At 73.5% G+C, this 25,472-nt stretch carries 23 protein-coding genes and 1 pseudogene; 11 read left to right on the forward strand and 13 right to left on the reverse strand.

The genetic code is table 11. From position 1 onward, the window contains the following. Nucleotides 1-42 precede the first annotated feature (42 nt). The 3 genes from L3X23_RS27150 (at nt 43) to L3X23_RS36345 (ending at nt 3,017) form a co-directional block, all read left to right on the forward strand. On the forward strand, nt 43-486 hold the full coding sequence (locus L3X23_RS27150) for a MarR family winged helix-turn-helix transcriptional regulator (RefSeq protein ID WP_237195599.1): 444 nt from the start codon (nt 43-45) through the stop codon (nt 484-486). 84 nt (nt 487-570) lie between these two features. Then, on the forward strand, nt 571-2,034 hold the full coding sequence (locus tag L3X23_RS27155) for a peptide MFS transporter (protein WP_237195600.1): 1,464 nt from the start codon (nt 571-573) through the stop codon (nt 2,032-2,034). Next, the gene (locus L3X23_RS36345; RefSeq protein ID WP_237195601.1) at nt 2,031-3,017 is read left to right on the forward strand and encodes a Gfo/Idh/MocA family protein; all 987 of its coding nucleotides are present in this window, start codon (nt 2,031-2,033) and stop codon (nt 3,015-3,017) included. Before L3X23_RS27155 ends, L3X23_RS36345 begins: the two co-directional genes overlap by 4 nt. 83 nt (nt 3,018-3,100) lie before the next feature. Here the strand turns inward: L3X23_RS36345 and L3X23_RS27165 are convergent, their stop codons facing one another. From L3X23_RS27165 to L3X23_RS27175, 3 genes are read right to left on the reverse strand one after another with little or no spacing between them, the layout of a single operon-like run. Then, nucleotides 3,101-3,478, reverse strand: a complete 378-nt coding sequence (locus L3X23_RS27165) for a hypothetical protein (RefSeq protein WP_237195604.1) — start codon at nt 3,476-3,478, stop codon at nt 3,101-3,103. Further along, entirely contained in the window at nt 3,475-3,894 is a 420-nt protein-coding gene (locus L3X23_RS27170; protein WP_237195606.1) for an anthrone oxygenase family protein, read from the reverse strand. The genes L3X23_RS27165 and L3X23_RS27170 overlap by 4 nt, the downstream gene beginning before the upstream one ends. After that, a complete protein-coding gene (locus tag L3X23_RS27175; RefSeq protein ID WP_237195607.1) occupies nt 3,891-4,691 on the reverse strand; it encodes an NAD(P)H-binding protein in 801 nt (266 codons plus the stop codon). The genes L3X23_RS27170 and L3X23_RS27175 overlap by 4 nt, the downstream gene beginning before the upstream one ends. Between L3X23_RS27175 and L3X23_RS27180 the strand changes: the two genes are divergently transcribed. Further along, the gene (locus L3X23_RS27180) at nt 4,690-5,739 is read left to right on the forward strand and encodes an AraC family transcriptional regulator (RefSeq protein WP_255734010.1); all 1,050 of its coding nucleotides are present in this window, start codon (nt 4,690-4,692) and stop codon (nt 5,737-5,739) included. The genes L3X23_RS27175 and L3X23_RS27180 overlap by 2 nt on opposite strands. Here L3X23_RS27180 and L3X23_RS27185 read toward each other — a convergent pair. Further along, complete coding sequence (locus L3X23_RS27185; protein ID WP_237195609.1) at nt 5,687-6,871, reverse strand: MFS transporter; 1,185 nt, start codon at nt 6,869-6,871, stop codon at nt 5,687-5,689. The two genes, L3X23_RS27180 and L3X23_RS27185, sit on opposite strands and share 53 nt — an antisense overlap. Before the next feature lie 22 nt (nt 6,872-6,893). Continuing rightward, nucleotides 6,894-8,000, reverse strand: coding sequence for a DUF2332 domain-containing protein (locus tag L3X23_RS27190; protein ID WP_237195610.1), 1,107 nt, complete (start codon nt 7,998-8,000; stop codon nt 6,894-6,896). A gap of 86 nt (nt 8,001-8,086) precedes the next feature. Between L3X23_RS27190 and L3X23_RS27195 the strand changes: the two genes are divergently transcribed. Then, a complete protein-coding gene (locus L3X23_RS27195) occupies nt 8,087-8,584 on the forward strand; it encodes a bifunctional nuclease family protein (RefSeq protein WP_237195611.1) in 498 nt (165 codons plus the stop codon). On the opposite strand, the gene L3X23_RS27200 is transcribed toward L3X23_RS27195, so the two are convergent. Beyond that, nucleotides 8,562-9,755 carry an FAD-dependent monooxygenase gene (locus L3X23_RS27200; RefSeq protein ID WP_237195612.1) on the reverse strand — a complete coding sequence of 398 codons (1,194 nt, stop codon included), beginning with the start codon at nt 9,753-9,755 and terminating at the stop codon, nt 8,562-8,564. The two genes, L3X23_RS27195 and L3X23_RS27200, sit on opposite strands and share 23 nt — an antisense overlap. A 124-nt stretch (nt 9,756-9,879) precedes the next feature. On the opposite strand from L3X23_RS27200, the gene L3X23_RS27205 reads away from it, so the two are divergent. Next, complete coding sequence (locus L3X23_RS27205; protein ID WP_237195613.1) at nt 9,880-10,752, forward strand: TetR/AcrR family transcriptional regulator C-terminal domain-containing protein; 873 nt, start codon at nt 9,880-9,882, stop codon at nt 10,750-10,752. A gap of 11 nt (nt 10,753-10,763) precedes the next feature. Here the strand turns inward: L3X23_RS27205 and L3X23_RS27210 are convergent, their stop codons facing one another. Next, complete coding sequence (locus L3X23_RS27210) at nt 10,764-12,620, reverse strand: ABC transporter ATP-binding protein (protein WP_237195614.1); 1,857 nt, start codon at nt 12,618-12,620, stop codon at nt 10,764-10,766. Nucleotides 12,621-12,725: 105 nt separating this feature from the next. Continuing rightward, the gene (locus L3X23_RS27215) at nt 12,726-13,583 is read right to left on the reverse strand and encodes a bifunctional 5,10-methylenetetrahydrofolate dehydrogenase/5,10-methenyltetrahydrofolate cyclohydrolase (RefSeq protein ID WP_237195615.1); all 858 of its coding nucleotides are present in this window, start codon (nt 13,581-13,583) and stop codon (nt 12,726-12,728) included. A gap of 68 nt (nt 13,584-13,651) precedes the next feature. On the opposite strand from L3X23_RS27215, the gene L3X23_RS27220 reads away from it, so the two are divergent. Then, entirely contained in the window at nt 13,652-14,347 is a 696-nt protein-coding gene (locus L3X23_RS27220) for a YitT family protein (RefSeq protein ID WP_237195617.1), read from the forward strand. A gap of 25 nt (nt 14,348-14,372) precedes the next feature. Here L3X23_RS27220 and L3X23_RS35895 read toward each other — a convergent pair. Both L3X23_RS35895 and L3X23_RS27225 read right to left on the reverse strand, forming a co-directional pair. Beyond that, a pseudogene (locus L3X23_RS35895) lies at nt 14,373-14,867 on the reverse strand (VC0807 family protein); the annotation flags it as partial. A 59-nt stretch (nt 14,868-14,926) separates the two neighbouring features. After that, complete coding sequence (locus tag L3X23_RS27225) at nt 14,927-16,270, reverse strand: carotenoid oxygenase family protein (RefSeq protein WP_237195619.1); 1,344 nt, start codon at nt 16,268-16,270, stop codon at nt 14,927-14,929. A 59-nt stretch (nt 16,271-16,329) separates the two neighbouring features. Here L3X23_RS27225 and L3X23_RS27230 point away from each other — a divergent pair, with 59 nt between their 5' ends. Next, nucleotides 16,330-16,872 (forward strand): PadR family transcriptional regulator, encoded by a 543-nt coding sequence (locus tag L3X23_RS27230; RefSeq protein WP_237195621.1) that lies wholly within the window; start codon nt 16,330-16,332, stop codon nt 16,870-16,872. Nucleotides 16,873-16,923: 51 nt separating this feature from the next. Here the strand turns inward: L3X23_RS27230 and L3X23_RS27235 are convergent, their stop codons facing one another. Further along, nucleotides 16,924-18,183 carry a multidrug effflux MFS transporter gene (locus L3X23_RS27235; protein ID WP_237195623.1) on the reverse strand — a complete coding sequence of 420 codons (1,260 nt, stop codon included), beginning with the start codon at nt 18,181-18,183 and terminating at the stop codon, nt 16,924-16,926. Nucleotides 18,184-18,361: 178 nt separating this feature from the next. Between L3X23_RS27235 and L3X23_RS27240 the strand changes: the two genes are divergently transcribed. The 3 genes from L3X23_RS27240 to L3X23_RS27250 are packed head-to-tail and all read left to right on the forward strand — an operon-like array spanning nt 18,362 to nt 22,161. Beyond that, a complete protein-coding gene (locus tag L3X23_RS27240; protein ID WP_237195625.1) occupies nt 18,362-20,032 on the forward strand; it encodes an SDR family oxidoreductase in 1,671 nt (556 codons plus the stop codon). Between the two features lie 9 nt (nt 20,033-20,041). Continuing rightward, the gene (locus L3X23_RS27245; protein WP_093083277.1) at nt 20,042-21,037 is read left to right on the forward strand and encodes an alanine racemase; all 996 of its coding nucleotides are present in this window, start codon (nt 20,042-20,044) and stop codon (nt 21,035-21,037) included. After that, nucleotides 21,037-22,161 (forward strand): pyridoxal phosphate-dependent aminotransferase, encoded by a 1,125-nt coding sequence (locus L3X23_RS27250; protein WP_255735582.1) that lies wholly within the window; start codon nt 21,037-21,039, stop codon nt 22,159-22,161. The genes L3X23_RS27245 and L3X23_RS27250 overlap by 1 nt, the downstream gene beginning before the upstream one ends. A gap of 31 nt (nt 22,162-22,192) precedes the next feature. Here the strand turns inward: L3X23_RS27250 and L3X23_RS27255 are convergent, their stop codons facing one another. Together L3X23_RS27255 and L3X23_RS27260 are read right to left on the reverse strand one after the other, a co-directional pair. After that, nucleotides 22,193-23,068 (reverse strand): DUF368 domain-containing protein, encoded by an 876-nt coding sequence (locus L3X23_RS27255; protein WP_237195627.1) that lies wholly within the window; start codon nt 23,066-23,068, stop codon nt 22,193-22,195. A 78-nt stretch (nt 23,069-23,146) separates the two neighbouring features. Further along, entirely contained in the window at nt 23,147-25,435 is a 2,289-nt protein-coding gene (locus tag L3X23_RS27260; protein ID WP_237195629.1) for an FdhF/YdeP family oxidoreductase, read from the reverse strand. Between the last annotated feature and the right edge of the window lie 37 nt (nt 25,436-25,472).

Here is a 25,472-nt window from a genome sequence, read left to right on the forward strand (position 1 = left end):
ATTCTCTTGCGGATACGATTTGTCAAGGGATACGGTTCCGCGGTGACGGCAGCGTTCCTCCTGTCCCAGTTGGGTGTCCACGCGGCCGCCGCGTTCGGCGAGCGGATCGCCGCGCTGGACCTGACGCCGCCGCAGACGGGGCTGATCAGGCTGGTCGCCGCCGAGCCCGGGTTGTCGCAGCAGGCGATCGCGGCGCGGCTGGGGATGCCGGCGAGCAGGCTCGTCGCGCTGGTCGACGGGCTGGACGAGCGCGGGATCGTCGAGCGCAGGCGCAATCCGGAGGACCGCAGGCTGCACGCCCTGCACCTCACGGAGGCGGGAGGGGAGCTGCTCGCCCGGATCGCCGCCGTCGGGAGGGAGCACGACGAGGCGATCACCGCGGCGCTCGACCCGGGCGAACGGAAGGTCCTGCGCGACCTGCTGGAACGGATCGCGGAGCAGCAGGGGCTCACGCCGGGGGTGCATCCCGGCTACCGGCGCCTCTGAGGGTCGTGAGCGGCGATGGTCGCCATGGCGACCATCGCCGCTCACGGGGTCCGTTCTGTCGGTCGGGCTGCCAGGCTGTCCCGCATGACTACCGCCGAGCAGTCCGGGGCCCGCCGGGACCGCAGGTTCTTCGGACAGCCGCTCCTGCTCTCGACCCTGTTCGGGGTGGAGCTGTGGGAGCGGTTCTCCTTCTACGGGATGCAGGGCATCCTGCTGATCTACCTCTACTACTCCACGGCGCAGGGCGGGCTCGGGATCTCCGAGGCCACCGCGACCGGGATCGTCGGGGCCTACGGCGGGCTCGTCTACCTCTCGACGATCGTCGGCACCTGGCTGGCGGACCGCGTGCTCGGCGCCGAGCGCACCCTCTTCTACGCCGCGTTCGTGGTGATGCTCGGCCACATCGCGCTGTCCGTGCTGCCGGGTCTGCTCGGTGTCGGCGTGGGGCTGGTGCTGATCGCGCTCGGCTCCGGCGGGGTCAAGGGCAACGCGACGGCGCTCGTCGGCACCCTCTACGCCCCCGGAGACGAGCGGCGGGACGCCGGGTTCTCCCTGTTCTACCTGGGCATCAACCTCGGCGGCCTGGTCGGTCCGCTGCTCACGGCCTGGCTGGCGGACGTCGGTGGGTTCCATGTCGGCTTCGGGGTCGCGGCGGTCGGGATGGGCCTCGGGCTGATCCAGTACTCGATCTTCCGGAAGGGCCTGCCGGACGCGTCGCACGAGGTCCCGTCGCCGCTCACCGTGAGCGAGCGCACCCGCATGATCGTGCTGGCCGCCGCGGCCGTGGTGGTGATCGTGGTGCTGGCGCTGACCGGCGTGCTGAGCGCGGGGACGCTCGACCTCGCCGTCATCGTCGTGACGGTCGCGGCGACCATCGGCTATTTCGCCCTCCTGCTGACCAGCCCCAAGGTCAGCCGCGTCGAGCGGCGCCGGGTGCTCGCGTTCATCCCGCTGTGGATCGCCAGCGCGGCCTTCTGGTCGCTCTACCAACAGCAGTTCACCGTGATCACCATCTACTCGGACCAGCGGTTGGACCGGAACCTGTTCGGCTGGGAGTTCCCCGTCGGCTGGGTGCAGTCGATCAACCCGGTGTTCATCGTCGTGCTGTCCGGGGTGTTCGCGGCGCTGTGGACGAGGCTCGGCGACCGCCAGCCCGCCACGCCGGTGAAGTTCGGGCTCGGCGCGGCGATCATGGGCGTGGCGTTCCTGCTGTTCCTGCCGCTGTCCGGTGGCGGGCCGAACAGCGTGGCGCTGCTGCCCTTCGTCGGGATCCTGCTGGTGTTCACCGTGGCCGAGCTGATGATCTCCCCGGTGGGGCTGTCGGTGTCCACGAAGCTCGCACCGCAGGCCTACCGGGCCCAGATGGTCGGGCTGTTCTTCCTGTCCGTGGCCCTCGGCAGCGTGCTGTCCGGGACCCTGGCAGGCTTCTACAGCGAGGACTCCGAGAGCGCGTACTTCGGGGTCCTCGGAGCGGTCGCCATCGTGGTCGGGCTGCTGGTCATGGTGTCGACGCCGCTGCTGCGGCGGCTGATGGAGGGGGTCAAGTGACGGTCCGTTGGGGTGTCGTGGGGCCGGGGCGGATCGCCCGGAACGTGGCCGCGGACTTCGTGCACGTCCCGGACGCGGCGTTGACGGCGGTGGCCTCCCGCTCGAAGGAGCGGGCGCAGGCCTTCGCCGCCGAGTTCGGGATCACCTCCGTGCACGACTACCGCACGATCCTGGAGGACCCGGACGTCGACGTCCTCTACCTGGCGACGCCGCACCCCCAGCACCGGGCCATGGCGCTGGCCGCGATCCGCGCGGGCAAGCACCTGCTGGTCGAGAAGGCCTTCACGGTCACACCCGAGGCCACGCGCGAGATCGCCGCCGCGGCCGCCGAGCACGGCGTGTTCGTGATGGAGGCGATGTGGACGCGCTTCCAGCCCGCGATCGTCCGGCTGCGTGAGCTCGTGGCCGACGGCGCCATCGGCGAGGTCAGCGCGGTGCAGGCCGATCTCGGCGCCAAGCAGAACGCCGCCCCCGAGGACCGGTTCTTCAACCCGGCGCTCGGCGGCGGCGCGCTGTTCGACCTCACCGTGTACCCGATCTCGTTCGCGCAGATGATCCTCGGCACGCCGGCGTCGGTGCACGCCCACGGGCTGGTCGAGGGCGTCGACGTGGAGGAGTCGGTGCTGCTCGGCTACCCCGGCGGCCGGTCGGCGACGCTGTTCACGAGCCTGCGCTGCCAGTCCCCGGGCATGGCCCGGGTGGTGGGCACCGACGGCTGGATCGAGGTGCCGCCGCGCTTCCACCACCCGTCCCGCCTGGTCGTGACGCGCCACGGTGCCGGCACCGAGGAGCTGTCGCTGCCGCCGGTCGGCGCGGGCTACTCGCACGAGCTCGCCGAGGTCACCTCGTGCGTCCTGGCCGGGCGGGTGGAGTCCCGGGTCATGCCGCTGGCCGACACGGTGGCCGTGCAGGACATCATGGCCGCGGTGGCCGACCAGCTGGGCCTGCAGGTCCAGGAGGGCCCGGCCGATCTCGAACACTAGTTCGATCCACAGCTGTGGATGACCCTGTGGACAACCCCTCGTGAGCGGCGATGGTCGCTCTGGCGACCATCGCCGCTCACGGCTCATCGGCGGCGGGTGCGGCGGGTGGCGGGCATGTCCATGCGGTCGCCGAGCATCGTGCGGCAGACGCGGACGGCGTGGTCTCGCAGGGCGTCGTCCTCCTCGGCGCGGCGGGCCAGGAGATCGAGGATGGACGCGAGGCCGAACGCGTACTCCGGGTTGGGCAGCGCGCCGGTGTAGTGGGCCTGGACGGCGTCGTGGCGCAGCCAGGCCGCCGCGCGGGTGATCAGCTGCTGGTCCGCGCGCAGGGCGGTCTGGCGGCGGCGTTCGTACGGGTGCACTTCTCCCCCGAGGGTCGTGGACGACGGGATCCGGGGGAAGCGGACCAGCCCACCACGATGCCCGTCCGCCCGCCCCGACCCAAGCCCCTGTCCGGTCACACCACGAGGAGTGCGAACCCGACCACGAGGAGCAGCGTGCGCAGGGTGTGTGCCCGGTTCCACGGCCGCGCGAAGCCGTCCCAGCTCCCACCCCGGTCCAGCGCCGTGTTGAGCGGGATGTTCACGCCGATCGTGATCAGGTGTCCGCCGGTCAGGACGAGTGCCGCACCGGCCGCGAGCTGCCAGGACCCGTCCAGGGCCGCCCAGACGGCGAGGACCGCGCCGGCGAGGCCGGTGCCCGTGAACAGCACGCCGAACAGGGGGTTCACGATCGCCCGGTTGATCGCCCGCATGGCGTCGGCCGCCTCGCCGTCGGGCCTGCGGTGCAGGCCCGGCATGACCGCCACGGAGAAGGCGAGGTAGATCCCCGCGAGCAGGCCCGCGCCGATCGCGGTCCCGATGACCAGCGCGTTCACACCGGCGCATCGAGCGCCTGCGCCCACTGCTCCACGGTCGTCGGGGTCCGGGGGTCCGTCCCGCGCCACGCGATCCGGTCCGAGTTGAAGAACGCGTTCATCTCCAGATGCAGCTCGGTGATGTCTGCGGGCAGTCCGGCCTGCAGGAACGCGGCCTGCAGGGCCGCGTCGGGAATCCGCTGGTAGGTGGCGCCGAGGGCCGCCACCGCCTGCGGGATCGTGATCTCCTGGCCGATCACCTCGCGGACGCCGGTGTCCCGTCGGCCCCGCAGCGCGGCCGCCGCGACGTCCCCGATGTCCCGGGTGGCGACCATCGGCAGCCGGACCTCGGGATCGATGGTGTCGTGGTGGACGCCGGTCGCCCGGATGCCCTCGAGACCGGGCAGGAAGGACTCGAAGAACAGGCCGGGCCGCAGGAACAGCACGTCCGCGTCGAGCGTGGCGAGCCGCTGCTCCTGGCGGTGCAGGCTCGTCAGGAACCCGGTGCCGGAGGGCAGCTCGGCGCCCAGCGAGCTCAGCGCGACGACGTACGGCACGCCCGCGGCGCGCAGGCTCTCGGTGATCGCCTCGCCCATCCGGTCCTGGTGGGCGTGGTAGCCGACCTCGAACAAGCTGAGCGGCAGCAGGACGTACGCGGCCTCGGCGCCGTCGAACGCGCGGGCCATGGCCTCGCGGTCGGTGGCGTCGGCCTGCACGGGCCCCCGCCGCGAGACCCCGCGGACCTCGACACCCGCCTCGGCGAGCCGCTGCGCGACCCGTCCGCCGGTGTTCCCCGTGGCTCCCAGAACGGTGATCATGTCGTTCCCCTTTCGTCGGTGTGCGTCCAGCATCTCGGCTCGACGCTGGACGGAGAATGACCATCAGTCCGCTCTTGATGCTCGATCGTCCAGAGCGCTAGCGTCTCGGGCATGCCTCCTCCGTCGCAGCCGTCGGACGCCGTCGGACGCGGTCGGTGAGGCCCTGCACGTCCTGCGGATGAGTGGGGCGTTCTACTGCCGCTCCGAGCTCACCGCGCCGTGGGGCGCCACCATGCCCGCGATGCCGGGCTGCCTCTGGTTCCACGTCGTCACCGAGGGGCGCTGCCTGCTCGAGGTGGGCGACGATCTGCTGGAGCTGGGCCTGGGGGACATCGTGCTCATCCCGCCGGGCGGCGGGCACGTGATGCGCAGCGAGCCGGACGTCTCGGCCCCGTCGGTGCTCGCGATCGCGCACGAGCTGTCCGGCGACAACTACGCGCTGCTCCGGTACGGCGGCGGCGGTGCGCAGACGGTGCTGGTCTGCGGCGCCGTCAAGTTCGCGCACCCGGCCGCCCGCACGCTCGTCGGGCTGCTGCCGGAGCTGATCCACATCCCGGTCTCCCCGCTGTCCGGTCGGCTGCAGGACACCGTGCGGCTGATCGCGGCGGAGGCGGAGGAGATGCGGCCCGGCGGCGAGGCGGTGCTCACCCGGCTGGCGGACGTGCTGGTCATCCAGGCCATCCGCGCCTGGCTGGAGACGGCGCCGCGCACGGGGTGGATCGGCGCGCTCGCCGATCCGCAGATCGGGCGGGCCCTCGCCCAGCTGCACCGGGATCCGACGAAGGACTGGACGGTCGCCTCCCTGGCCGCGGAGGCGGCGATGTCCCGCTCGGCCTTCGCGGCCCGCTTCACCGAGATCGTCGGCGAGTCCGCGATGGCGTACGTGACGCGCTGGCGGATGAACCTCGCCCTGGACCGGCTCGGCGAGGGCGCGACGGTCGCCCGGATCGCCGCCGAGCTCGGCTACCGGTCGGAGGCGGCCTTCAGTCGGGCGTTCACCCGGGTGGTGGGGGAGCCACCGTCGGCGGCACGGCGGCGGGCGGCCTGACGAGCGCCCGGGCGGCGGGCGACGCCAACCAGAGCGCGGCCACCGCCGAGACCACGGCGAGCCCGGCGAGCCCGGGTGCGAACTCGCCGCCGCCGACCGTCGCGAGCAGCAGCGGGACGAAGAAGCCCAGGTAGGAGCAGGCGTAGAAGGTCCCGGTCAGGGCGCCGCGGGCGGTCGGGTCGGCCAGCCTGGCGACGAGGGTGAGCCCGGTGGCGAGGCAGATCCCGTAGGCCAGGCCGAGCAGCGCGGACACCGGCAGGACGAGCTGCCAGCGGCCGCTGGTGTCCGCGAGCAGGCCGATCGCCGTGCCCGCCGCGCCCAGGCCGAGGGCGCCCGCGCCCGCGTACCCGACCCCCAGCCGTCGGACGAGGGGCTGGACGGCCACGCCCGCGCCCATCGTGATCCCCGCGACCACCCCGGTCACGGCCACCCCGACGCCCGGCATGACCGGCTCCAGCTCCAGCGGCAGGACGTTCACGGCCGTCGCGGCGTAGGCGAACACCCCGATCGCGATCGGTACCACGACCAGCACGAACGCCCGCCCCGCGCCGGGCGGCACCCCGAGGTCGACCAGGGGGCCGTGGCGCGGGTGCTGCAGGGTCTCGGGGATGCGCCAGACCAGCACCACCGCGGGCGCGAGCAGGGCGACGTGCACGAGGTAGGGCAGGATCGCGGGCGCCGGTCCCCACTGCCCGAGCAGCCCGGCGACCAGCGGGCCGAGCGCCCACCCGCCCCCGAGCGCGACGGCGGTGGCCTGCGCGGCGTCCGGGCGGGACTCGGCGAGCCACGCCGTGCCGACGCTGAAGACCACGCCGGACACCGCGCCCTGCAGGAAGCGGGCCGCGAAGAGCACCCACACCGCGGACGGCACGGCGAGGAACAGCAGCGAGGTCACCGCCGCGAGGACCACGAACGGTGCCACCACCCTCGCCCGGCCCATCCGGTCCGAGAGCGGGCCCGCGAGCAGCAGCGCGGGGACGAGCCCGGCGGCGTAGACACCGAAGGCACCGGTCAGCGCGGTGGGGGACAGGCCCAGCTCGGCGCGGTAGAGCAACAGCAACGGTGTGGGCACGTTGGTGCCGAACGCGACCGCGAAGATCACGAACCAGAGCGCCCGACCACCGTGTCGCACGCCTGCGAGAGTAGACGGGGCACTATCCCCATTCGAGCCAGGAACCGCCCGGATGCGCGCGCCCGAGCAGCTGCGCCGAGGCCACGCCGCCCCGGACCGAGACCCGGCCGATCACCCCGAAGACCCCGCCGTCGCGGTTCTCGGCGAGCCAGTGCGGGGGCACGTCGAGGCCCTGGACCGTGGTGGTGGCCTCCGGGCCGAGCGGGACGAGCGGGTCGACGGAGATCCAGTCCAGGTCGCGGCCCAGCCCGGTGACCAGCTCACGGAACCGGGCCAGCCGTTCGGGGCCCAGGAAGACGTGCACATACGTGTCGACCAGGCAGATCGCGGTGTCCGCGGGGAGCCGCGAGACGACGGCGGGCAGGACCTCCAGCAGGTCCCCGCGCACGATCTCGGCGGGCTCGGCGCGCGCCAGGTCCACCGCCGCGGCGAACCGGGTGACTGCTCCCACCTCGGGCGGCACGCAGGCCGCGAGCCAGGCCGCGGTGGCCGGATCGGTCAGGTCGGAGGGCTCGACGTCCACGCCGACCCGGGCGGTGACCGACAGCCCGTCCGGAAGGGGAGGGACGGCGGTGCCGCGGACGGTGCAGCGGACCGTCAGCCGGCCCGAGCCCACGGCGCGGACGGTGCCGTCCGGCAGCGTGTACTCGTAGCCGTAGCGGTCGGGCCGCAGGCCGAAACCGGCTCCGGTCCCGAGGTCGACGAGCGCGAGCGGGCGGCCGGTCTCCGCGGCGACCGCGCCGAGCACGGGCAGCACGTCGATGCTGCGGGTGACCTCGTTCATCTGGTAGCGGTGCCGGGCGCAGAGCTCCGCGATCCGCTCCCGCCGGTCGCGGACCAGGGCCGCCAGGGCGGGCCGGAACCCGCCGTCGTCGGGCGGCTGGGTGCCGCCGGGGACGGGGAAGTAGCGGCGGACCGGGTCCGCCCCCGCCGTCGACACGGCGGTGAGCGCGGCGGACAGCAGCAGCGCGGGCCTGCGGTCGGGCGGGATCGCGGCGCCGAGGTCCTGCAGCACCTCGTCCTCGGCGACCGCGGAGAGCAGCGCCGCCGTGAGCCACCAGCTCGGTGGGGACCCCGGTGCCGACCAGGCGTCCGCGATCGCGCGGGCCTCGTCCGCCACGGTGCTCATGCCGACGGACTCGGGGCCGGGCCGGGGGCCGTTAGCGGTCTCGATCTGAGACACCGGCCGTGCATGTGAGCCAGCACACTGTGCCGATGGCTGCGATGCGAATGCTCCGGCTCATCGTCCACGCCCGCAGCAGACAGCCGGTGCTGGTCCTCGGCGAGGTCGACGGCGACCGCTGCCTGCCCGTCTTCCTCCGCCCCCAGCAGGCCGAGGTGATCGCGGTCGGGCCCCGTGCGGCGGCCGACGACCAGGGCCAGGTCCAGGACGTCCTGGTCCCGGTGGTCGGGGCGCTCGGGGCGCGGATCGTGGCGGCCGAGCTGACCGCGCTGGTCGACGGCGTCTACGAGGCCGAGCTGGTCCTGCGCGACGTCGAGGACTCCGAGGTCCGGGTGGGTGTCCGCCCGAGCGACGCGTTGGCCCTCGCGGTGCGCGAGGGCGTGGGCATCAGCGTCGCGGACGCGATCCTCGACGAGGTCGGGCAACCCGTCAGCGACCTGTTCCCCGACGGCGCCGATGCGCCCCCCGCCGAGCAGCTCAAGGACTTCCGCGAGTTCCTCGACGAGGTCAGCCCGGACGATTTCCGCTGACCAGCTCCGGGTACTCCGGCAGGTCGATCGTCTCGGCGCGGCTGAAGAACAGCCGCCGGGAGAGACCGCGCAGGGGACGCGAGACCATCAGCCGCATCGTCCACATGCGGTTGCGGATCGCGGCGTCCGTGCGCGGCAGGTAGCCGGTGATCCCGCCGGGCGGCAGCGTCTGTCCGAGCGTGACGTACGGCCGCATCCGGCGCTCGTAGGCGGCGAAGGCGTCCGCCACGTCGCCGTGCGCGCCCAGCTCGCCCGCCAGCACGTACGCCCCGACCAGCGCGAGGCTCGTCCCCAGGCCGGTCAGCGGGCTGGGGCCGTAGCCGGCGTCCCCGACCAGGGCGACCCGCCCGGACGTCCAGCCGTCCATCCGGACCTGCCCCACGAGGTCGAGCAGGAAGTCCGGCGCGGTCCGCATCGACTCCACCAGCCGGGGCACGACCCAGCCCATGCCCGCCATCTTCTGCGCGACGAGCTCGCGCGCGGCCTCCTGGGTCAGGCGCGGCAACGGGTCGGAGAGGAACGACAGGCCCGCCTTCGCCTGCCCGGGCGTCGAGTCCGGGCGGATCGACGCGACGCGCCCGGGCTCGTTGTACATCGCGTACCAGCCCGCGAGACCCACGGGGTCGGGGGCGGTGAACCAGGCCGTGTACCCGCCGAGGGGATGGACGAACCGCTCCTCCGGCCCGAACGCCAGACGCCGGATGCCGGAGTGCGGGCCGTCCGCGCCGACGATCACGTCGACCTCCCGTCGCTGCCCGTCGGAGAGGGTGACCAGGCGGTCGTCGAGCGCGGTGACGGTGCGGCCGTAGAGGTACTCGGCCTCCGGCGTCGCCTCGAGCAGGATCCGCGCGAGGTCGCCGCGCAGGATCTCGAACTCCGAGACGATCCCGTCCCCGCCGAGGTCCTCGACGCGCATCTCGGCGCGATGCCTGCCTGCGGCGTCGACGTAGGCGATGCCCTCCTGGTCCAGGCACGCCGCGCGGACCGCCGGCAGCAGGCCCATCCGCTCGATCACGGTCCGTCCGGCGCCGCGCAGGTCGACGGTCTGTCCGCCCGGCCGGGGCCCGGGCGCGGCCTCGACGACCGTGACGGCGAACCCCTGTCGGTGCAGCCAGTAGGCGAGCGCGGGGCCCGCGATGCCGGCCCCGGAGACGAGTGCGGTGCGCTTCATGCCCGGAGGATGGCACGTCGAGTACGGTGTACGCAGGTGTTCGCCAGTTCATTCAGTCTCACGGTGCAACGCGCTCTAGTGCGGCTCGGAGGTGCGCCGCCGGTGCACTAGGACGGGAGGTGGCATGGGGTACACGGACGTCGTCGCGGTGCTCCGCGGACGGATCGCGGCGGGCGAGCTCGCGCCGGGGGACCGGATCCCCTCGACCCGCCGGATCGTCGCGGAGTTCGGCGTCGCGATGGCCACGGCGTCGAAGGTGATCGCCGAGCTGCGGCGCGAGGGGCTCGTGCGGGTGCAGCCCGGGGTGGGGACGATCGTCGTCGGACGGGAACCGGAGCCCGAGCTCGGCCGCGGCCGGATCCTGCGCGCGGCGATCCGCGTCGCCGACGCGGAGGGCGTCGACGCGGTGACGATGCGCCGGGTCGCCTCCGAGCTCGGCACCGCGGCGATGTCGCTGTACCGCCACGTCCCCGGCAAGGACGATCTCCTGCTGCTGATGCGGGACGCGGTGTTCGGTGAGTTCCCGCTGCCCGCCGTGCCGCCCGCGGGCTGGCGGCGGCAGCTGGAGGTGTCCATGCGGACCCTCTGGGCGCTGTACCGCCGCCATCCCTGGCTGGCCCGCACGACATCGTTGACCAGGCCGTACGCCGGGCCGAACCAGCTGGAGTACTCGGAGTGGAACCTCCGCGCGCTGACCGGGCTCGGCCTCGACGAGCCGACGGTCCTCCGCCTGCACCTGGCGTTGTTCGGCTACGTGCACGGATCGGCCGCGAGCCTGGAGAGCGAGTCGCGCGCCGAGGCGGACACCGGCGTCACCTTCTGGCAGTGGGTGGAGGCGCGGGAGTCCCAGACCCGCTCGGTCCTCGAGTCCGGCCGCTTCCCGCACAGCGTCCGGGTGTTCCTGCACGCGGACGTGGCCTTCGACCTCGACGAGATCTTCGAGACCGGCCTGGCGGCCGTGCTCGACGGGGTCCAGGCCCGGATCACCTCCGGCTGAGTCCCGCGGGATCAGGCGGCGGCGAACTGGGTGCGGTGGAGGTCGGCGTACCGCCCGCCGCGGCCGAGGAGGGCGCCGTGGGTGCCCCGCTCGACGATCCGGCCCTGCTCCAGCACCAGGATCTGGTCGGCGTCCCGGATCGTGGACAGGCGGTGGGCGATGACCAGGGCGGTGCGACCCGCCAGGGCCTCCGCCAGCGCGGCCTGGACCGCGGCCTCCGACGTCGAGTCGAGACTCGCCGTCGCCTCGTCCAGGACGACGACCCGGGGCTTGGCCAGCAGCAGCCGCGCGATGGTCAGGCGCTGGCGCTCGCCGCCGCTGAGCCGGTACCCGCGCTCGCCGACGACCGTGTCCAGCCCGTCCGCCAGGCTCTCGACGAGGTCCGCCAGCCGGGCCCGGCGCAGCGCGTCCCAGAGCTCGGCGTCCGTGGCCGCGGGCGCGGCCAGCCGGAGGTTCGCGCGGACCGTGTCGTGGAACAGGTGCCCGTCCTGCGTCACGAAGCCGACGTCACCGTGGAGGTCCGCCGCCCGCAGATCACGGACGTCGACGCCGCCGAGGCGCACCGACCCGGAGGACACGTCGTAGAGCCGGGCGAGCAGCTGGGCGATCGTCGACTTGCCCGCGCCGGAGCTCCCGACGAGCGCGGTCATCGTCCCGGCGGGCACCGTGAAGCCCACGCCGTGGAGCACGGTGTCGCCGCCGCGGGTGTCCAGGGTGGCGACCTCCTCCAGCGAGGCGAGGGACACCGCGGAGGCGGCGGGGTAGCCGAAGTCGACCGCCTCGAACCGGACGTCCAGCGGGCCCGCGGGCAGGGTGCGCGGCGCGGTCGGCTCGTCGATCATCGGCTCCAGGTCGAGCACCTCGAACACCCGCTCGAAGCTGACGACCGCCGTCATCGCCTCGACCCGCGCCCCGGCCAAGGCGGTCAGGGGCGCGTAGAGCCTGGTCAGCAGCATGGCCAGCGACACGACGGCGCCCGGCGCGAGCGCCCCGCCCAGCGCGAGGGCACCGCCCACGCCGTACACCAGGGCGAGCGCCAGGGCCGAGACCAGCGTCAACGCCGTCACGAAGACCCACTGGACCATCGCCGACCGCACCCCGATGTCCCGCACGCGCGCGGCCCGCGCCGCGAACTCCGCGGACTCCTCGGCGGGGCGCCCGAACAGCTTGACCAGCGTGGCGCCGGGTGCGGAGAACCGCTCGGTCATCTGGCTGCTCATCGCGGCGTTGTGCGCGGCGCCCTCGCGTTGCAGCCGGGCCAGCCTGCTCCCCATCCGGCGCGCCGGGACCACGAACAGCGGCAGCAGGACCAGCGCGAGCAGCGTGACCCGCCAGGAGATCGTCAGCATCACGACGAGGGTGAGCGCCAGCGTGACCAGGTTCCCGACCACCCCGGAGAGGGTGTCGGAGAAGGCCCGTTGGGCGCCCAGGACGTCGTTGTTCAGGCGGCTGACCAGCGCGCCCGTCCGGGTCCGGGTGAAGAACGCGACCGGCATCCGCTGCACGTGGTCGAACACGGCCGTCCGCAGCCGCAGGATCAGGCCCTCGCCGATCGTGGCCGAGAACCACCGGGTCGGCAGGCCGAGCGCGGCCTCCGCCACCGCGACGACGGCGATCGCCCCGGCGAGCCAGCCGACGACCGACAGACCCGCGCGGGCGTCGATCGCGTCCACCACCCGGCCTGCGAGCAGCGGGGTGAGCACGGTCAGCACCGAACCCACGGTGCTGAGCAGCACGAACACCGCGATCCGCCGGCGGTGGGGCCGGGCGAACCCGATGATGCGCCGCAGCGTCTCCCGCACCGGTGCGTGCGCGGCCGACCGCTCGCGTGACGCCGTCTGCAGGGCCGACCAGGTGCTCACGTCCATGGCGGCGACGCTAAGAGCTGAACCCGACTCGAGGTCAAGCCCGCGCCTCCGGCGCTCGTGCGTGGTAAGTGGTGCTCTGGCACCACTTACCACGCACGGGCGGCGTCAGCCGCTGGCCTTCTCGGCCGCCGTGATCACGTTGCGGAAGAGCATGGCGACGGTGGTGGGGCCGACGCCGCCGACCCGCGGGGTGATCGCGCCCGCGACCTCCTCGCAGGACTCGTCGACGTCCGGGAGCAGGCGCCGACCCTCGTAGCGGACGCCGCCGCCGATCACCGTGGCGCCGGGCTTGACGTGCTCGGGCTGGATGATCCCGGGCACGCCCGCGGCGGCGATCAGGATCTCCGCGCGCCGGGTGTAGCGGTCCCAGTCCGGCACCCCGGTGTGCACCACGGTGACGGCGGCGTTGGCGGTGGGCCGCTTCTGGGCCAGCAGCATCGCCAGCGGGCGGCCGAGCGTGGCGCCGCGGCCGAGGATCACGACCTCGCGCCCCGAGACGGGGATCTCGTAGAAGGCCAGCAGCTCCTCGATGCCCGCGGGGGTGCATGGCAGCGGCCCCGGCAGCCCGACGGCGAGGCGGCCCATGTTCATCGGGTGCATGCCGTCGACGTCCATGTCCGGGTCCAGCTCGGCCAGCGCGGCGTCGTAGTCCAGGTGCCCGGGGATGGGGTACTGGATCAGCAGGCCGTGCACCGCCGGGTCCGCGTTGTACCCGCGGATCACCTCGACCAGCTGCTCCTGCGTGGTCGTGGCGGGCAGGTGCGAGTGCGGGGACTCGATCCCCAGCTCCGCGGCCTGTTTCTGCTTGATCCGGATGTAGCCCGCCGAGGCGTCGTCGTCCCCGACCAGGACGGTGGCCAGGCTCGGGGTGATCCCCCGGGCGCGCAGCGCGTCCGCCCGTGCGGTGACGTCGGCCAGGACTCGCTCGGCGACGGGCTTGCCGGGCAGCATTCGTGCGGTCACCCGGTCAGTCTGCCACTCTCGCCAAAGTGGCCCTTTCGCAGCGGGCCACCTCGGCGCACAGTGCAGAGGTGGATCTGAGCCCGTTGCCCGTCCGACACGCCCCCCTCCGCCGGTTCCCCCAGCTCGTCGGGGGTCTGTGGCTGTACGGCACGTCGATGGCGATGCAGATCCGCGGCGGCCTCGGCCTCAACCCGTGGGACGTCCTACACCAGGGCCTGGCGACCCGGCTGCCCCTGAGCTTCGGGCTGATCACCGCGGTCACCGGGGCCGTGGTGCTGCTGCTGTGGATCCCCCTGCGCCAGCGCCCGGGGATCGGCACGGTGGCGAACGTCGTCGTGATCGCCGTGTCGGTCGACGTCGCGTTGGCGCTGATCCCCGCCGCGTCCGGCCTGCCCGCGCGGGTGGCCCTGCTGCTCGGCGGCGTCGTGCTCAACGGGCTGGCCACCGCCCTCTACGTCGGCGCCCGCCTCGGGCCGGGGCCGCGCGACGGGCTGATGACGGGCCTCGCGGCGCGCACCGGGTGGTCGATCCGGCTGGTGCGGACCGCCATCGAGGTCGTCGTGCTGGGGACGGGCTGGCTGCTGGGCGGGACCGTCGGGATCGGCACGGTGCTCTACGCCGTGGCGATCGGCCCGCTCACTCAGCTGTTCCTGCCTGTCGTCGCCTACCCGCCCCGTCGGCTCCGTCTCCTGCCGTCCCCCGGCCGCGTGCCTGGGCCCGCCGCACGTACCACCCGTTCCACACCGCCAGGCCGACGAGCGTGACCACCAGCAGCGCCTGGGACAGGCCGACCGCCACCGAGACCGGCAGCAGGTAGACCACCGGCACCCGGATCAGCGCCTCGGCGACCAGGCCCGCGCCCCAGACGGTCGAGGAGAGTCGGTGCCCCCGTCGCACGTGCGGGTTCGTGGCGTACTCCTGCGCGATCTCCGCCGCCTTGCCGGGTGCGAAGCTCTCCGACGCGGCCAGGGTCAGCGGGCGGCGACCGATCCAGGCGGTGACCAGGAAGACGAGCCCGACCGACGCGGTGACGAAGGAGTCCCGCAGCAGCAGGGTCCGCGCGTCCTCGGTGACCAGGGCCAGCACCAGCCCGACGCCGTAGACCAGCAGCATCACGGTGGCGAAGGCGTTCAGCGTGCGCCGCCGCACGGCGGTCCAGGCGACCCGCAGCGCCGCCACGGCGGAGGCGACCAGCAGGGCGGTGAAGTCGGAGGCGCCGAGCAGGTGCAGCCCGTAGTAGGCGAGCACCGGCAGCCCGACGTCCAGGACCAGGCCGCGCAGCATCAGGGACGGACTGGGCACGCTCGCGGCGGTGCTCTCGGACACGGTGTGCTCCCTGGCGGTCACGGTCGGCCTTCCCCGGTGGACTCGTCGCCGACCGCGTCGGCGTTCCAGGAGCCGTGGAACCCGGCGGGCACACCCCGCGGCAGGGTGACCCGGGCGGTGGTGCTCAGGTCGGTGGCGTCGAGCACCAGCAGCTCGGAGGCCCGCCCGTCCCGGGTGGTGGTGATCGAGAGCAGCCAGCCCTCGTCCTCCCCGGTGGCGTCCGCGGCCGGGACGAACACGGCCTCGCCCGCGACGACGTCCGGGCCGAGGTCGTGGACCCGCTCGCTCTCGTCGGTGTACTTGAGGATCCCGCGGTCGTCGGACACGGCGTAGAGCACCCGGTTCGGGCGGCCGACCAGCCGGTCGTCGAGGGTGGGGAACTCCAGGTCGAAGTCGCACAGCGGGGTCTCGACGACGGTGCCGGCGCCGGTGACGGTCCAGCGGTGCAGGCGGGCGACCCCGGCGGCGGAGGCCTCGACGGCGGGGTGCGGGCCGATCGAGTCCCAGATGCTCCGGATGTCCGCCGGGGAGTAGCGGGCGACGTCCAGGGTGACCGTGTCGCCGTCCGCCGACCAGGCGTTCCCGACGTGGAAGACGTAGCAGGGGTCCACCTCGACCCAGCGCACCTCGCCCGGCCGGTCCAGCGGCATGATCCCGAGCCGGGCCCCGTAGGAGTCGTCCCAGCCGTAGGGCAGCCCGGGCCGCGGGGAGAAGGTCATCGGCAGGTCGAGGAAGACCGCGTGCCGGTCGGTGACGGCGAAGTCGTGCATCATCGTGGGGCCCGGGACGACGATCTCGGCGCTGGTCACGAGCTCGCCCGCGGCCGAGACCCGGTGGTAGGTCAGGAACGGCGGCAGTGCGCCGTAGCCGAAGAAGTGCAGGTCGCCGGTGACCGGGTCGGTCTTGGGGTGCGCGGTCATCGCGGTGGTGAGCCGCCCGTCGAAGTCCCGCGGCCCGAGCGTGCCGAGCTCGCGGTCGACCTCGTACGGGAACCCGTTCTCGACGAGTGCGAGCAGCCGCCCGGCGTGCTCGACGATGTGGGTGTTGGCGTGGACGGCCGTGCGGTCGAACCGGCCGTCCGGGGTCAGGAAGGGCTTGCCCTCCAACGCCGCGGTACGCACCCACCGGTTGCGGTACCACTCGGCGCGGCCCTCGCGGAGGCGCACGCCGTGCAGCATCCCGTGCCCGGCGAACCAGTGCCCCGGGTCCTGGCCGGGCAGCGGGTTCGGGCCGTTGCGCAGGTAGCGACCGGTCAGCTCGGGCGGCAGCAGGCCTTCGACGGGCAGGTCGAACGCCTCGATCTCGTCCGGCACTGGCGCCAGGTGGCCCTGCAGGTAGAGCGGCTTCTCCGTCGTCGTCATGCGGGAGAGCGTGCACCTGTCAATACTGACATGTCAACGGTTACATGTAAGGTGGGCACATGTCGTTGCCCCACGCCCTGCTCGGGCTGCTCGCCGTCCAACCGCGCAGCGGGTACGAGCTGACCAAGGTCTTCGAGCAGGACCTCGGCCGCTACGCCTGGCAGGCGGGCCACACCAGCATCTACCCCGAGCTGAACCGGCTCGCCGAGTCCGGCCTGGTGGAGGTCTCGCACGAGGGTGCCCGCGGCTCCCGGACCTACGCGGTCACCGAGGCGGGCCGGACCGAGCTGCGGAACTGGCTGCTCTCCCCGCCGCGGCAGACCAGGGTGCGCAACGAGCCGGTCCTGCGGATGTTCCTGCTCTCCGCGCTCGAACCCGCCGACGCGCTCGTCGTGCTGCGGACGATCGCCGAGAACACCGACGCCTCCGCGACCGAGCTGCGCAAGGTCAGGGAGGTCGACCCGGAGGGGCCGATGACCGGTGCCGAGGGCTTCGGGCAGCTCGCCGCGGAGTACGGGCTCCGCCAGTACGAGGCGGTGCGGGACTGGGCGCGCTGGGCCATCGAGCGGCTCGAGCGCGAGACCTCCGCACACCCGAGCTGAACGCGCGAACGGCGCCGCGGGAGTCCCACGGCGCCGTTCGGTGCGGGTGTGTCAGGCGGCCTCGACGACCGTCTCCGCGGCGGCCTTCCCGGGAACGGGCGTGGGCTCCTCGAGGTCGGCCAGCGTCCACGGCCGCACGACGACGAGCAGGACGGCGAGGGCGAGCACCTGCGCCCCGGCGATCGTCAGGCCCATGGCCAGCGCGTCGTTGCCCAGCAGACCGACGACCGGCGAGGTCAGCGCGCCGACGCCGAACTGCACCGCACCCAGCAGCGCGGCCGCGGTGCCTGCCCGCTCGCCGTGGCGCGATAGGGCGAGCGCGGGGGCGTTCGGCAGCATGAACCCGACGGCGGCGAGCACCGCCCAGAGCGGCACGATCACCCCGACCAGCCCGCCGACGCCGGTCGCGGCGAGCGCGGCCAGAACGGCGCCCGACACGGTGCCCGCGATGCTCGCGACCAGCAGGATCTGCTTGGGCTCGAAGTAGCGCAGCAGCGCCGCGTTGCCCTGGGTGGCGCCGATCAGGAAGATCGCGCCCGCCCCGAACAGCAGGCCGAACTGCTGGGCGTCCAGGCCGAACTGCTCCTGGAAGACGAAGCTGGAGCCGGAGACGTAGCCGAACATGCCTGCCATGGCGAAGCCCGCCATCAGGATCAGCCCGACGAACGTGCGGTCCTTGAACAGGGTCCCGTAGCTGACCAGCGTGGCGCCGATCCGGGCCGGGCGGCGCCGCTCGACCGGGAGCGTCTCCGGCAGGGCGAAGGCGAGCAGGGCGAGGATCGCCGCGCCGTAGAGGGCGAGGAAGGCGAAGACGCCCCGCCAGTCGGCGAAGCGCAGCAGCTCGCCGCCCAGCGTGGGCGCGAGCACCGGCGCGGCCCCCATGACCAGCATCAGGCGGGAGAGCAGGGTGGCGGCGGGACGGCCGGTGAACAGGTCGCGGACCACGGCCATCGCGACCACGGCGCCCGCGGCGCCGCCCACACCCTGCAGCACGCGCAGGGCGCCGAAGACGGCGATGTTCGGCGCGACCATGATCAGCAACGACGACACGATGTGCAGGGCCGTGCCGATCAGCAGGGGCGTGCGACGGCCGACGGCGTCCGCCAGCGGGCCGATGAACAGCTGGCCCGCGGCCAGGCCGACCAGCGTGCCGGTCAGCGTCAGCTGGATCGTGGAGGCCGAGGCGGCGAACTCACCCGCGATCCCCGGGAGCGCGGGCAGATACATGTCGATGGTGAGCGGGCCCAGCGCGATCAGGCCGCCCAGCAGGAGGGCGAGCCGCGTGCGGCTGGGGACTGCGGTGGTGCTCAACGACGGGACCTTCCCCTTGCAGCGTTCGGGTCCGGATCGCCCGGCATCGTCGCCCAGTCGCGGTTCGTCCCCGTCGGTGTGTTCCGGACGGTTCAAGTCGAGACGGACCGGAGGGTGTTCCGGTTCCCGAACGGATGTGTTCTGCATCACTTACTCGTCGGTAGCTACGATCGGCGACATGCGCAGCCCCGACGGCGTGGACCTGGCCCTGTACACCGACGGACCGCAGGACGCCCCCGTCGTCCTCGCGGTGCACGGCTACCCGGACGATCACACGGTGTGGTCGCAGGTCGTCCCGCTGCTCGCGGACGACTACCGGGTCGTCACCTACGACGTCCGCGGCGCAGGCCGCTCGGGCGAGCCCACCGACCCCGGGGGCTACCGGACCGACCGGCTGGTGGCGGACCTCCTCGCGGTCGCGGACGCGGTGACCGCGGACTCGGGCGGCGGCCCGGTGCACCTGCTCGCCCACGACTGGGGGTCGGTGCAGGCCTGGCAGGCCGTCTCCGAGCACCCCGACCGGTTCGCGTCGTTCACCTCGATCTCCGGCCCGCACCTGGCCCACCTCGCCCGGTTCCGCGGCAAGGGCAGGCTGCGGCAGCTCGCGAAGTCCTGGTACATCGGCTTCTTCCAGCTCCCGCGGCTCCCGGAGCTGGCCTGGCGGTCCGGGGTCGCGGGCGGCGCGATCGCCCGCCGGGAGGGCGTCCCCGTGCCTGCGACTCGGGACGGCATCAACGGGCTGGAGCTCTACCGCGCCAACATCGGGGGCAGCCACGGCGAGGGCCGCACCACGGTCCCGACGCAGGTCCTGGCCCCGACGCGGGACCGCTACCTCACGACGGAACTGCTGGCCAGCGCCCCGGGCGTGCGGTTGCGGGAGATCGCGGGCGGCCACTGGCTGCCGCGCGAGCGCCCCGACGTGGTGGCGCGCTGCGTCCGCGAACTGATCGCCGAGGTGGGGGACTCGCGTGTCCGGAACCAGGGACTCGCGGGGATCGCGGACCCCACCCCCACGAGTCCCCCACTCCCGACACGCGAGTCCCCCACCTCGGACACGCGAGTCCCTCGTTCCGGACACGCGAGTCGGACGTCGCGGTGGTCCGGGAAGATCGTCCTGGTCACCGGCGCGGCGAGCGGGATCGGCAAGGCGGTGGCGGAGGGCTTCACGGCGCGCGGGGCCACGGTGGTCGGGGTGGACCGGGCCCCCGGGTGCGACTTCCAGGTCGACGTGTCCGACGCCGCGGCCATGGAGAAGCTCGCCGACGACGTCTGCGCCCGGGTCGGCGTGCCGGACGTGGTCGTCAACAACGCGGGCATCGCCGTCTCCGGCCCGTTCCTCGCGCACTCGGCGCAGGACTGGCAGGACATCGTGGACGTCAACCTGATGGGCGTGGTGCACGGCTGCCGGCTGTTCGCCGCGCGCATGGTCGAACGGGGCGAGGGTGGGCACCTCGTGAACGTCGCCTCGGCGGCCGCGTTCACCCCGACGTCCTTCCTCCCGGCCTACTGCACCACCAAGTCCGCGGTGCTGATGCTGTCGGAGTGCCTGCGCGCCGAGCTGGCGGCACACGACATCGGGGTCACCGCGCTGTGCCCCGGTTTCCTCCCCACGAACATCGGCGCGTCCGCCCGGTTCGTCGGTGTGGACGACGCGGCCGCCGAGCAGCGCCGCGTCGACCGGCTGCTCAAGCGCAGGCCCTACCGGCTGGAGAAGGTCGCCGACGCGGTGATCACCGCCGTCGAGAGGAACCGGCCGGTGCAGCTGCTGACCGTGGAGTCCCGCATCGCCCGCGTGCTGCCGCCCGCGGTGCTCCGCCGCGTGGCCCGGCTGCCCGTGCCGAACCTGTAGCGTCCGGACGTGCACGTCGACGACCTGGTGACGCCCGCGCTGCTCGTCGAGCGCGGGGCGCTGCGCCGCAACCTGGACACCATGAGCGCCGCACTGCCGGGCACCCGGCTGCGCCCCCACGTCAAGGCGCACAAGTGCACCTCGCTCGCCCGCTGGCAGCGCGACAACGGCCATCCCGGCTTCACCTGCGCCACGATCCGCGAGTGCGAGGTCATGGTCGAGCACGGCCTCGGCGGCGACCTGCTGCTGGCCAACGAGGTCGTCGACGCGAGCAGGCTGGGCGCGCTGGTCCGCAACGGCGCGCGGATCACCCTCGCCGTCGACTCCCGGGAGACGATCGCGGCGGCCCTGCGCGGCAACGTCCTCGAGGTGGTGATCGACGTCAACGTCGGGCTCCCGCGGTGCGGCTGCCCACCGGAGAAGGCGGGCGAGCTGGCCGAGCTCGCGCGCCGCAACGGGCTCGAGGTCCGCGGCGTGATGGGCTACGAGGGCCACCTCATGATGGTGCGGCCCGAGGAGGACCAGCGCCGGATGGTCCGGGAGTCGATGGAGAAGCTGGTCGCCGCGGCGCGGGAGGTCGGCGGCGAGCTCGTCTCCGCGGGCGGCACCGGCACCTATCGGCTCAACGAGTGGGCCACGGAGATCCAGGCGGGTTCGTACGCGCTGATGGACTCCGCCTACGCCGAGCTCGGGCACCCCTTCGAGCAGGCCCTGTTCGTGCTCGGCACCGTCATCTCGGTCTCGGCGGACCACGCCGTCGTCGACGTCGGGCTGAAGGCGCTGGGCATGGACCACGGCAACCCGACGATCCCCGGTGCCCAGGTCTGGTTCTGCTCCGACGAGCACACGACCTTCGCCCCCGGCGCGCTCAAGCTGCGGGTGGGGGACCGGATCCGGGTCGTGCCCGCACACGTCGACCCGACCGTCGCCTACCACGAGGCGATGTGGCTGGTCGACGGCGAGCAGGTGGCCGAGCGGTGGGCCGTCGACATGCGGGGGTGGTGATGACCCCGCTGGTCCCGCGGCTGCGGCCCTTCACCTCCACGATCTTCGCCGAGATCACCCAGCTCGCGGTCCGCACCGGCGCGATCAACCTCGGCCAGGGCTTCCCGGACGAGGACGGCCCCGCGTCCCTGCTCGACGACGCCTCCGCCGCGATCCACGGGGGCCGGAACCAGTACCCGCCCGCGCCCGGGCTGCCCGCCCTGCGCGAGGCCGTGGCCGCGCACCAGCGACGCTTCTACGACCTGGACGCGCAGGACGTGCTCGTCACGACCGGGGCCACCGAGGCGATCGCCGCCGCGGTGCTCGCGCTGTGCGAGCCGGGGGACGAGGTCGTCGTCTTCGAGCCGTACTACGACTCCTACCCGGCCGTGATCGCGATGGCGGGCGCGACCCGGCGGACGGTGCCGCTGCGCGCGCCGGACTTCCAACCCGATCCGGCCGAGCTGCGGGCCGCGTTCGGGCCGCGCACGAAGGCCGTCCTGGTCAACACCCCGCACAACCCGACCGGCGCGGTCTTCGGCCCGGACACCCTGCGGGCCGTCGCCGACCTCGCGATCGCCCACGACGCCGTCGTCCTCACCGACGAGGTCTACGAACACATGACCTTCGACGCCGAGCACGTCCCCATGGCCACGCTGCCCGGCATGGCCGAGCGCACGCTGACGATCTCCAGCGCGGGCAAGACCTTCTCGGTCACCGGCTGGAAGATCGGCTGGGTGCACGGCCCGGCCGAGCTGGTCGCGGCGGTCCGGGCGGTCAAGCAGTTCCTGACGTTCGCCAGCGGCGCCCCGTTCCAGCCCGCCGTCGCCGCGGCGCTGGCCACTGCCGACTACGCCGCGATCTCCGCAGGCCTGCGCCCCAAGCGCGACCTGATGGTCAGTGGCCTGCGCGCGGCGGGGATGCGGGTCTTCGAGCCGCGCGGCACCTACTTCGTCGTCGCCGACCTGGCGCCGCTGGGGGTCACCGACGCGGCCGAGTACGCCCGGGCCATGCCGGAGAAGGTCGGCGTCGCGGCCGTCCCGGTCAGCGTCTTCTGCGACGACCCGGATCTCGCCCCGACCCTGCTCCGCTTCGCCTTCTGCAAACGCACCGAGGTCCTGGAGCAGGCACTCTCCCGCCTCTGACGATGCAGTGTGGAGCCACAATGCCGCCTGGTCAGGTGTGCTCTCGGCGGTGTTGGTAGACGGAGAGGGCCGCCACCACGACCGCGCCCGCCAGGGCGACCGGGACCATGGCTCCCCACGCCGCGTCGGGGACCAGCAGCCCGCGGTCCTCGGTCTGCCACGGCCAGAGCGCACGCAGCGCGCCGAGCAGGAACCCCGCCATCGCGGCCATGACCAGCCTGCGGTGGTGCTCCAGCAGGTGCTGGAGCAGCTTCACGAAGGCACCCAGCCCCAGCAGCGCCCCCAGCAGGAACGCCCCGAGGTACGCGACGTCCCGGTCCGCCACCGCCCGCAGGGTCGGCTCGTAGAGACCCAGGGCGAGCAGCAGGAACGAGCCGGACAGCCCCGGCAGCACGAGCGCGCACACCGCCGCGGCCGCCGCCGGCACGACGATCCACAGCGGCGGGTCGGACAGGTCGGCGGGCGGGAGCCCGGTGAGCACCGCGGTCAGCACGGTGATGCCCCCGAACAGCACCCACTCGACCGGGCGGAGCCGCCCGCCGAGGGCGAGGAACGGCACGGTCAGGGTGGCCGCGACCATGCCGAAGAACAGGGCGCGGGTGCCGACCGGGTGCCCGTCGATGATCGGCGGGAGCAGCTGGGCGGCCACGAGGACCGCCGCCACCATCCCGACGCCGACGGCGAGGACCAGCCTCCAGTCCACCTCCGCCAGGGCGGCGCGGGTGCGGGCGAATCCCTGCCCCCGCAGTCCCTCTGGCAGGCCGCGCAGGGCCGAGACCAGGTGCCCGGCCGCCGCGATCAGCTTCTCGTACACCCCGACGACCAGCGCGATCGTCCCCCCGCTGACGCCGGGGACGACCTCGACCGCGCCGATGGCCATGCCGCGCGCAACGTTCGAAACGGACATATCGCCACCCTAGGTGGCGTCCCGCACCGGGTTACGCGGGGGAGGCGGGGTTGCCCGACCGACGCCTACGCCGCTCGGTCACCCGCGCGGCACGAGCCGCACCACGACCCATTTCGACGTCGGCGTGCCCGACTCCAGGGCTTGGGAGTCCAGTGGGATCAGAGGGTTGGTCTCCGGGTAGTAGGCCGCGATGCAGCCCTTGGGGGTGTCGTAGGAGACGAGGCGGAAGTCGTCCGCGCGACGCTCGACCCCGTCCTCCCACTCGGAGACCAGGTCGACGCGGTCGCCGTCGGCGAGGCCGAGCTCGGCGAGGTCGGCCGCGGAGACGAACACGACCCGGCGGCCGGAGTGGATGCCGCGGTAGCGGTCGTCGAGCCCGTAGATCGTGGTGTTGAACTGGTCGTGGCTGCGCAGGGTCTGCAGCACGAGCCTGCCCTCGGGCACGGTCAGGACCTCGAGCGGGCTCACGGTGAAGACCGCCTTGCCCGCCGCGGTGGGGAAGGTGCGGGTGTCGCGGGGCGGGTGCGGCAGGGTGAAGCCGCCGCGGCGGCTGATCTTCTCGTCGTAGGCCTCGCAGCCGGGCACGACCCGCCCGATGGACTCCCGGATCCGGGAGTAGTCGGCGGCGAAGTCGGTCCACGGGATCTCGTGGCGGTCGCCGAGGGTGGCGTGCGCGATCCCGCAGAGGATGTCCACTTCGGAGCGCAGCAGCGGGCCTGCGGGCTCGGAGCGCCCCCGGGAGGCGTGCACGGCGGACATCGAGTCCTCGACGGTGACCCGCTGGACGAGCCCGCCGGTGAGGTCCTTCTCGGTGCGGCCCAGCGTGGGCAGGATCAGCGCGTCCCGGCCCGCGGCGAGGTGGCTGCGGTTGAGCTTGGTGGAGATCTGCACGGTCAGCGCGGCCGAGCGCAGGGCGGCCTCGGTGACGTGGGTGTCGCTCATCGCGGAGGCGAAGTTGCCGCCGAGGCCGACGAAGACCTTCGCCCGTCCGTCGCGCAGGGCCCGGACCGCGGCGGCGGCGTCGTGGCCGTGCTCGCGCGGGGGCTCGAAGCCGAACTCGGCGCCGAGGGCGTCGAGGAAGGAGTCCGGGGACTTCTCCCAGATGCCCATGGTGCGGTCGCCCTGGACGTTGGAGTGGCCGCGGACCGGGCAGAGGCCCGCGCCGGGCTTGCCGATCATGCCCTGCAGCAGTGCGACGTTCACGAACTCCGAGATGGTCGCGACGGCGTTGCGGTGCTGGGTGATCCCCATGGCCCAGCAGTGCACGATCCGCTGCGAGCTCGCGAACATGTCCGCGACCGCCTCGATCTCCGCGCGCGCCAGGCCGGTCGCGGCGAGCACCGCGTCCCAGTCCAGGTCCTTGACGTGCGCGGCCCAGTCCTCGAACCCGACGGTGTGCCGCTCGATGAAGGACGTGTCCGCGACGCCGCGCGCCAGCAGCAGGTGCCCGATCGCCTGCCACAGCGCGAGGTCGCCGTTCGAGCGGATCTGCAGGTAGCGGTCCGCCAGGCTGGTGCCCAGGCCGGCCAGCCCCTTGGGCTTCTGCGGGTTGTCGAAGGCGAGCAGCCCGGCCTCGCGCAGCGGGTTGATCGCGATGATCCGCGCGCCGTTCTGCTTCGCGATCTCCAGCGCGGAGAGCATGCGCGGGTGGTTGGTGCCCGGGTTCTGCCCGGAGATGACGATCAGGTCGGCCTCGTGCAGGTCCTGCAGCGACACCGAGCCCTTGCCGATCCCGATCGTGCGGGCCAGCCCGACGGACGTCGACTCGTGGCACATGTTCGAGCAGTCCGGCAGGTTGTTGGTCCCGAAGGCGCGGGCGAAGAGCTGGTAGACGAACGCGGCCTCGTTCGAGGCGCGGCCGGAGGTGTAGAACAGCGCCTCGTCCGGGCCGTCCAACCGCTGCAGGTGGGAGGCGACCAGCGCGAACGCGTCCTCCCACGAGATCGGCTCGTAGCGGTCGGAGCCGCCCCGGCGCACCATCGGCTCGGTCAGCCTGCCCTGGCGCTCCAGCCAGTACTCGGTCTGCCGCTCCAGGACGGAGATCGGGTGCGTGGCGAAGAACTCCGCCCCGACGGTCTCGCGCTGCCCCTCCCACGAGACGGCCTTGGCGCCGTTCTCGCAGAACTCGGCGGTGTGCCGGTGGTCCTGCGGGTCCGGCCAGGCGCAGGACATGCAGTCGAACCCGTCGACCTGGTTGAGCGTGAGCAGGTTCCGGGCCGACTTGACCACGCCCATCTGCTTGACCGCCCGGGTCAACGACACCTGCACCGCCTTCAGCCCGGCGGCGTGCGTCGCGGGCCTGCCGACGGCGAGCCGGGCCTCCTCGGTGTCCACGGGCGGCGGGGTGCGGTCGGGCGTGGTGGTCACGGATCAAGTCTAGGCGCCGCCGGCCGGCCCGCATTGT

This window comes from Pseudonocardia sp. WMMC193, from assembly GCF_021728735.1.
Classification (GTDB): Bacteria; Actinomycetota; Actinomycetes; order Mycobacteriales; family Pseudonocardiaceae; genus Pseudonocardia; species Pseudonocardia oroxyli.